Below are 8,035 nucleotides of genomic sequence, written 5' to 3' on the forward strand. Positions count from 1 at the left end.
TTTGTTAAAATGAATGTAACAACGGAGAAAGCAGGAGGATTGTCTAATGGAACACACAACTCAAACGAAAATATTAATCGTAGATGATGAGGCAAGAATTCGCCGCCTTTTAAAAATGTATTTAGAACGAGAAAATTATGAGATTGATGAAGCGGAAAATGGGGATGAGGCGATACAAAAAGGGCTTCAAACGGATTATGACCTCATTCTGCTCGATTTAATGATGCCTGGAACAGATGGGATTGAAGTGTGTAATCAAATTCGAGATAAAAAAGCCACACCCATCATTATGCTGACAGCAAAAGGTGAGGAAGCTAACCGTGTCCAAGGATTCGAGGCGGGAACGGACGACTATATCGTCAAACCTTTTAGCCCGCGTGAAGTAGTTTTACGTGTAAAGGCATTGCTTAGAAGGTCGTCTCAAACATCGTATCTTAATACTGGCACAACAACAAAAGATGTTCTTGTGTTTTCTCATCTATCCATTGATCATGATGCACACAGGGTAACGGCTGATGGAAAAGAAGTCAGCCTCACGCCAAAGGAATATGAACTTCTATACTTCCTGGCGAAAACGCCGGATAAGGTCTATGACAGGGAGAAGCTTCTAAAAGAAGTGTGGCAGTATGAATTCTTTGGGGATTTGAGAACGGTGGATACCCATGTCAAAAGACTTCGAGAAAAACTGAATAAAGTGTCACCAGAAGCGGCGAAAAAAATCGTGACAGTATGGGGTGTCGGGTACAAATTTGAGGTCGGCGCTGAATGAAGCTGTGGAAAAGTGTCGTAGGAAAGCTATGGTTAACCATTCTTTTCCTCGTCCTCATTGTTTTATCGATTTTAACTGTGCTTCTTTTAGAGTTCATTGAGAATTATCATGTAGAAGAAGCAAAGTCTGATTTAACACAAATGGCAAACAAAGTGGCAGTCATTTTAGAAAGCCATGAGGATCAATTGCTCGCAAGGTCTATTACATCAGAACTCGCTGACAAATTGACGAGTATTGCGATTGTTCAAGAGGATGGACTAGAATGGTATTCGTCTGAAAAAGGCGGAAAGCTTCCAGCGATAACAAAAGAACAAATTGAAGCAGACAAAGATTTAAAAAAAGCGCTGAAAGAACGAAAAAAAATCAGCAAACGAGCAGAATCTGGTACAGGCAATCAAAAGGATGAGCGAATTGTAGTAGGTGTTCCTTATGAGGCGAACGGAAAGAAAGGCATGGTCTTTCTTTCCCAATCACTCCTCGCTGTAGAACAAACAACGAAACATACGACGCGGTATATTTTCCTCGCTGCCGGAATTGCAATTGTTCTGACCACTATTTTCGCTTTCTTCTTATCGACACGTGTCACCTATCCTCTCAGAAAAATGAGAGAGGGAGCACAAGATTTGGCGAAGGGGAAATTTGATACGAAGATTCCTATATTAACGCAAGATGAAATTGGAGAGCTGGCCATCGCCTTTAATCAAATGGGGAAACAGCTGAAATTTCATATTACAGCCTTAAATCAAGAAAAAGAACATTTGTCCAACATCCTAAGCAGTATGGCTGATGGTGTCATCACCATCAATATTGATGGAACCATCCTCATGACAAATCCGCCTGCCGAAAGATTTTTGCAGGCCTGGTATTACGAGCAAAACATGAAGATCAAAGATGGAGATGAACTGCCGCCAGAAGCGCGAGAATTGTTTCATACAGCCGTCAGCACGGAAAAAGAGCAAATGATCGAAGTCACGCTGCAAGGGCGTACTTGGGTGCTCCTGATGTCTCCGCTTTATAATCAGCAGAACGTGAGAGGTGCGGTTGCGGTACTCCGTGATATGACAGAAGAGAGAAGACTTGATAAGCTGAGAAAAGACTTCATTGCCAATGTCAGTCATGAGCTTCGCACACCAATTGCTATGCTGCAAGGCTATAGTGAGGCCATTGTCGATGACATTGCAGGATCAGAAGAAGAAAAGAAAGAGATTGCGCAAATTATCTATGACGAATCACTTCGAATGGGGCGCCTTGTAAATGACCTTCTAGATCTGGCACGTATGGAAGCTGGTCATATTACGCTTAATCTTGAATCAACTGATACAGAAGAACTGACTGAGAAAATTTACCGAAAGTTTCTTGGGATTGCCAAAGAAAAACAAATTCATCTCACATATGAGATTCAAGTAGAAGAACCGCACTTTGTATTCGATCCAGATAAGATTGAACAGGTTTTGACCAATCTGATTGATAATGCCATTCGTCATACACCAGAGGGCGGAGAGGTCCACTTCTCTGTTCAATCGGTGGAGAATGGGCTGAAGGTGGATGTGAAAGACTCAGGAAGCGGCATTCCTGAAGAGGATCTGCCATTTATTTTTGAGCGGTTCTATAAAGCGGATAAAGCAAGAACTAGAGGACGCTCGGGTACGGGGCTAGGCCTTGCCATTGTGAAGAACATTGTAGAGGCACACCAAGGCACGATTCATGTACACAGCAAAGCAGGAACAGGTACACACTTCACCTTCTATATTCCGAAAAAAAAGCAGGAACTCGTCTAATCTTGACGAAGAATCTTGTTACATGAGAAACACTTCTTTTCGTCAGAAAAAGAGGTGTTTTTTCTATGTTTTCTTTTTTTAAGGAGAAGTTAAACAAAAAGCCCTTTCCAAATGGTCGATCTTGTAATATATTTGTCATAAAGTTGTAATGTAACGTTTTGCAAGAGTCACTCGACAAAAATAAGTGAACGGAGGGGTTTCCTATGCATGAAACCTTTCAAAAAATATATGATTCGTACCATCAAGATTTGTACCAATTTTTATTTTATATGGTAAAAGATAAAAATCAGGCAGAGGATCTCGTTCAGGAGGTTTACATTCGGGTACTTCACTCATATAAAACTTTTGAAGGAAGAAGCAGCGAGAAAACATGGCTGTTTTCAATTGCAAGGCATGTGGCAATTGACTGGTTTCGCAAACAGCAAACCATTAGACAACGTGTGCTAGGCACGTTTGATTGGGATAAGCAGGATGTAAAAGACCCAGACTTGCTCCCGGATGAATTGGCTGTCCAGGATGAAAATATAAAAGAAATCTATGCCGCACTTGATCATTGCACCATAGATCAAAGAGCTGTCATCATTTTAAGGTTTATCCAGGGCTACTCAATCATGGAGACGGCAAAGGCGCTAAAGTTCTCGGAAAGCAAAGTCAAAACAACGCAGCACCGAGGACTGAAAGTGCTCCGAAAACATATGGAGCTTTTGAAGGAGGAGCTATTGAATGAAAACGAACAGGTCCGATTGGAGCGAAGAACGAATCAAGGTGTTACTAAGTCAGCTTCCAAAGGTGGAGGACAACCGTTCATCTAAGCAGATTTACCAGCAAATGCTGATGGCAAGCGGGAAGAAAAAGAAAAGTGTCAGATGGATCGGTCCAGCGGTAGCAACCGTTGTGGTTCTATTTATGGCGTTTTTGATTTCTCCTCATTTCTTTCAGCCAGCCGCTCAAGATATAAAGAAAGTGAAAATGGGATCGAATGCTGACAAAGGGCAGGTGAATGCAACATTAGAGGCGGTAAAAAACAAAAATGAGCCTTCGCATGTTGTTTATAAAGCTGACAAGGAAAAGTATATGACGATTGCATACATAGATGAATCGACTTCTCAAGTTGTCCCAATTAGTATTGAAAAAGAAAATGAGCATGACCATGTGCAAGCATTGCTTGACACATATGAAAAGGTGCAGCTGCCTGAGATGACAAAACCGCTTCAAACTTATATGGATATGGTGGAGGTTAGTGCAAAAGGGGATACGCTGGTTTTTCAGCTGAAAAATGATTTGTCTCTTGATACATTAAAAGAAGCCAACCGCTTTAAAGACATGGTAAAAGAAACACTAAAATGGAGTCAATATAAGCAAGTGCAGGTCAAGTCTGTCAAAGGCTCTCATCTTCAATTAGGTGCTAATGGAAGTCTTGGCACCATTTCAATTGATAAACAAACAAAGCACGCTTACTTCGTATTAGAGAATAAGAGCGGGACATTTTTGGTGCCCTCAAAAAGTCGTTATGAAACTTATGAGGATGCGGTAAAGGCAATGAAGCAGACAGGTGACGCAGGATTAGATCCGCTCATTAAAGAAGAACCTATTAAAGATGTGACATCAAAAGGAAAACATGCGACCGTCACGTTTGGAGCATCAGTACAATTAACGGACTCAATTGATCATATTCTACTTATTGAAGGGCTGCTGCTCACAGCGAAAGATTTTGGTTTTAAAGATGTCACGATTCAAAATGCAGGGACAGATCAAGTAGGGCCCTATGAATTAGAAGAACCACTAGAAGTACCGGCGCTGCCAAATCCAGTTGTCATCAAAGATCGTTAAAGAACGCAATTTATTGCGTTCTTTCAGATTGTTGACAAAGGGCTAAAATGTTGCTGATTTTAGCCCTTTGTCTTTTTTTCATGTATAGAAAAGGGCATCCTTGCGGTATACTAAGCTGTCATGAAAAGAACTTCAAAGAAGGGAAGTCACTGATGAAAAGGTATTGTTTCATATGTGCCAGCTGTTTCTTGTTCTTGATCTTATCGCCATTTGCCCATGCTGAGAAAACAACCGAATGGGTGGAACCAATAAAAGGGGAAGTCACCGATTTATTTGGGACAAGAGGCGGCGCGCATAAGGGATTAGACATTGCTGCGCCAGAAGGCGAATCAATTTTTGCTGCAAGCGAAGGGGTAGTCACTCGTTCCTATGTATCTGCTACTTATGGAGAAGTCGTGTTTATCCGCCATCCAAATGGATATGAAACCGTCTATGCCCATTTACACGAGCGCTTTGTTAAAAGCGGTGATCAGGTACAAGCAGGACAGCCAGTCGGCATCATTGGCAACACAGGCGCTTCTAGAGGCACTCATTTGCATTTTGAAGTACACAAGGGCAATTGGTCAGTGAGCAAAGAAGATGCAGTAGATCCGCTCACAGTCATTGCGAGGGATCGTTTTAAAGAGCCAGCCCTTCATGTAAACGGGCATGAAAAACATACATATGTCATTCAACAAGGGGACACCCTGTGGTCCATTGCTCAGGCACATGAAATGACCGTTGATCAATTGAAAAAGATCAATGCGCTGACAACTCATTTCATTCGAACGGGTGACCGATTAATCGTTTCAACAAAATAAAACCTCATGCAAAAGCATGAGGTTTACGATCGTTTTTATAGGTCGATCAGACGTACAGAAAGAATATCACGCACTTCAGTTAATTTTTGGACAATTTCATCTTCAAGATGCTTATCAAAAGAAAGCATCATGATGGCTTCGCCGCCTTTTTCTTTACGTCCTACTTGCATGGTCGCAATGTTCACATCATGGTCGCCTAAAATCTTACCTACTTGACCAATCACACCAGGTGCGTCTGTATGCTGAATGTAGACTAGATGTCCATCAGGGTAAAAATCAATATTGAATCCATTAATAGAGACGACGCGTTCCCCTAAATGCGGAATATAGGTTGCTTTTAAAGTAAAGGTTGAAAGGTCACCTTTGACTTCAATTGAAATGCTATTCTCATAACCAGATTCGCTAGAAGAAATTTTCTCACTAAAGCTAATGCCGCGTTCTTTTGCTACCATCCCGGCGTTTACTTCATTGACCGTCGAGTCTACACGCTCTTTTAAAAAGCCGGACAAAAGACTTTTTGTAATAAACGATGTTTCAAGTTTTGAGATCGATCCTTCATAGGAAATGCTCACTTCTTTTACAGGCTCTCTCATGGATTGAGAGACAAGACGTCCAAGTTTTCCAGCAAATTGATGATACGGTTGAATTTTTTTGAACTCGTCTTTTGTCATCGCTGGCAGATTGATAGATGACATGACAGGCAGTCCTTTTGCAAATTGAAGCACTTCTTCAGATACTTGTGCCGCCACATTTAATTGCGCTTCTTTTGTAGATGCACCAAGGTGCGGAGTTGCAATGACGTTTGGATGATCCACAAGCGGATTATCAGTAGGTGGTTCTACTTCGAATACATCGAGTGCAGCCCCTGCGACATGGCCGCTTTCAAGTGCTTCAAGAAGGTCAGCTTCGTTAATAATACCACCGCGTGCACAGTTCACTAAACGAACGCCCTTTTTCGTTTTTGCAATCGTTTCTTTATTGAGCAGTCCTCTTGTTTCTTTTGTTAATGGTGTATGTACAGTAATAATATCTGATACTTCGAGCACTTCATCGAGTGATTTTGCATTGACACCAATTTTTTCTGCACGTTCTTTTGTAAGGAACGGGTCAAACACGTTTACAGTCATACCAAATGCTCTTGCTCGCTGAGCGATTTCGCTACCGATTCTGCCTAAACCAACAATCCCAAGTGACTTTCCATAAAGCTCAGCACCGACATATGCACCTCTGTTCCATTCTTTTGATTTAACAGAAATATTGGCTTGAGGAATATGGCGCATGAGAGATGAGATCATGGCGAACGTATGCTCTGCTGTTGAGATCGTATTTCCATTTGGTGCATTGATGACAATGACGCCGTGTTTTGTTGCTTCATCAATATCAATGTTGTCGACTCCCACACCGGCACGGCCCACAATTTTTAATGAAGTCATTTTTTCATAAAGTTCTTTTGTCACTTTAGTGGCACTTCTGACAAGTAAGGCATCAAACGTGTGTAATTCATCCTCGGCTTCTGTTACATTTTTTTGGACAATTTCAACAAAATCTGCTTCTAAAAGTGGTAAAAGACCATCATTGCTCATCTTATCTGAGACTAATACTCGAAACATCGTAAGATTTCCTCCTAAAATAAACGTCATAAATATCTGATAATTTACCATATTCCTTTTCACTGTGTCAATCAAATTAAAGCAGTAAAGCGAAAAAGAAAACACGAACATTTATTGGTGTCTTTATAAAGAATGAACACCTTTAAACAAAAGATAACCAATTTATACGCATTTGTCATTATAAATTTTACGTTTTTTACGATTTCTTAAAACTGATGAAATTGCTCAGGATTTTTATCTGTACAAATGCTCATATATCATATATAATGATGTCGAATTGAATAATGATCAATCTTCGGGGCAGGGTGTAATTCCCTACCGGCGGTGATGAGGCATTGTCTCTAAGCCCGCGAGCCTTTTTTGGCAGGATTCGGTGTGATTCCGAAGCCGACAGTATAGTCTGGATGGGAGAAGATGGAGGTTCATAAACGTTGAAAACATGTCTGTTTATACGTTTATTTGTGTAGCCTAAATTTCCCGCTCCTGTGTACGTATTCAGAGCGGTTTTTTTGTGGCTAAAATTGAACAATCCTCTTTTCGAAAGATTTGATCGAAAAGGAGAGAGAATGTTGAATCAAAGTAGAGTAAAACGATTAGTCGTAACAAGTATGCTTAGCAGTATTTCGTTTGTTTTAATTTTATTGGATTTCCCTTTTCCAGGGCTTCCAGCGTATTTAAAAATTGATTTTAGCGATATTCCGGCGATTATTGCGATTTTAATTTATGGGCCGGGTGCAGGGATTGCCGTTGAAGCTTTAAAAAATGTACTGCATTACCTCATCCAGGGCAGTATGTCCGGTGTTCCTGTTGGGCAAGTAGCCAACTTCATTGCAGGCACATTATTCATTTTGCCCGTCGCTTTTATGTTCAAAAAAATCAAATCAGCAAGAGGCATGGCATGGTCAATGATCATGGGAACACTTCTCATGACTGTCATGATGAGTATTTTAAATTATTTCTTATTCCTTCCCGCTTACACATGGTTTTTAAATGCACCTGAGCTTTCAGATCATGCGCTCAGAACGACCATTACAGCTGGGATCTTACCTTTTAACTTTATTAAAGGAATTATCATTACCATCGTATTTAGCTTCATTTTTGTGAAAATGCGTCCATGGTTTGAAAATAAACGACGACTTCAAAATAGTTAATATAAAAAAGCCCCTGTATAAGGGGCTTTAGATTGTTGACAAAGGGCTAAAATGATCTTTATTTTCGCAATTTGTATTATTTTTTGAGTTCTATGAG

7 protein-coding genes and 1 riboswitch are annotated in these 8,035 nt (G+C 40.6%); of the genes, 6 read left to right on the forward strand and 1 reads right to left on the reverse strand.

What is annotated here, in order from left to right:
- The first annotated feature begins 46 nt into the window (after nucleotides 1–46).
- The 5 genes from BA1_RS12990 to BA1_RS13010 all read left to right on the forward strand — a co-directional run bounded on the left by BA1_RS12990 (nucleotide 47) and on the right by BA1_RS13010 (nucleotide 5,177).
- Nucleotides 47–769 carry a response regulator transcription factor gene (locus BA1_RS12990; protein ID WP_008359715.1) on the forward strand — a complete coding sequence of 241 codons (723 nt, stop codon included), beginning with the start codon at nucleotides 47–49 and terminating at the stop codon, nucleotides 767–769.
- On the forward strand, nucleotides 766–2,547 hold the full coding sequence (locus tag BA1_RS12995) for an ATP-binding protein (RefSeq protein ID WP_008359717.1): 1,782 nt from the start codon (nucleotides 766–768) through the stop codon (nucleotides 2,545–2,547). Before BA1_RS12990 ends, BA1_RS12995 begins: the two co-directional genes overlap by 4 nt.
- 203 nt (nucleotides 2,548–2,750) lie before the next feature.
- Entirely contained in the window at nucleotides 2,751–3,359 is a 609-nt protein-coding gene (sigX, locus tag BA1_RS13000) for an RNA polymerase sigma factor SigX (protein ID WP_008359718.1), read from the forward strand.
- The gene (locus tag BA1_RS13005; protein WP_034739403.1) at nucleotides 3,271–4,377 is read left to right on the forward strand and encodes a hypothetical protein; all 1,107 of its coding nucleotides are present in this window, start codon (nucleotides 3,271–3,273) and stop codon (nucleotides 4,375–4,377) included. Before sigX ends, BA1_RS13005 begins: the two co-directional genes overlap by 89 nt.
- A gap of 152 nt (nucleotides 4,378–4,529) precedes the next feature.
- The gene (locus BA1_RS13010) at nucleotides 4,530–5,177 is read left to right on the forward strand and encodes a peptidoglycan DD-metalloendopeptidase family protein (RefSeq protein WP_008359722.1); all 648 of its coding nucleotides are present in this window, start codon (nucleotides 4,530–4,532) and stop codon (nucleotides 5,175–5,177) included.
- A gap of 35 nt (nucleotides 5,178–5,212) precedes the next feature.
- On the opposite strand, the gene serA is transcribed toward BA1_RS13010, so the two are convergent.
- The gene (gene serA, locus BA1_RS13015) at nucleotides 5,213–6,787 is read right to left on the reverse strand and encodes a phosphoglycerate dehydrogenase (protein WP_008359725.1); all 1,575 of its coding nucleotides are present in this window, start codon (nucleotides 6,785–6,787) and stop codon (nucleotides 5,213–5,215) included.
- 287 nt (nucleotides 6,788–7,074) lie between these two features.
- Nucleotides 7,075–7,207, forward strand: a riboswitch (FMN riboswitch).
- A gap of 146 nt (nucleotides 7,208–7,353) precedes the next feature.
- On the opposite strand from serA, the gene BA1_RS13020 reads away from it, so the two are divergent.
- Nucleotides 7,354–7,938 (forward strand): ECF transporter S component, encoded by a 585-nt coding sequence (locus tag BA1_RS13020; RefSeq protein WP_034739409.1) that lies wholly within the window; start codon nucleotides 7,354–7,356, stop codon nucleotides 7,936–7,938.
- Nucleotides 7,939–8,035: the final 97 nt, after the last annotated feature.

Origin of the sequence: Bacillus xiamenensis, assembly GCF_000300535.1 — a bacterium.
GTDB lineage: Bacteria > Bacillota > Bacilli > Bacillales > Bacillaceae > Bacillus > Bacillus xiamenensis.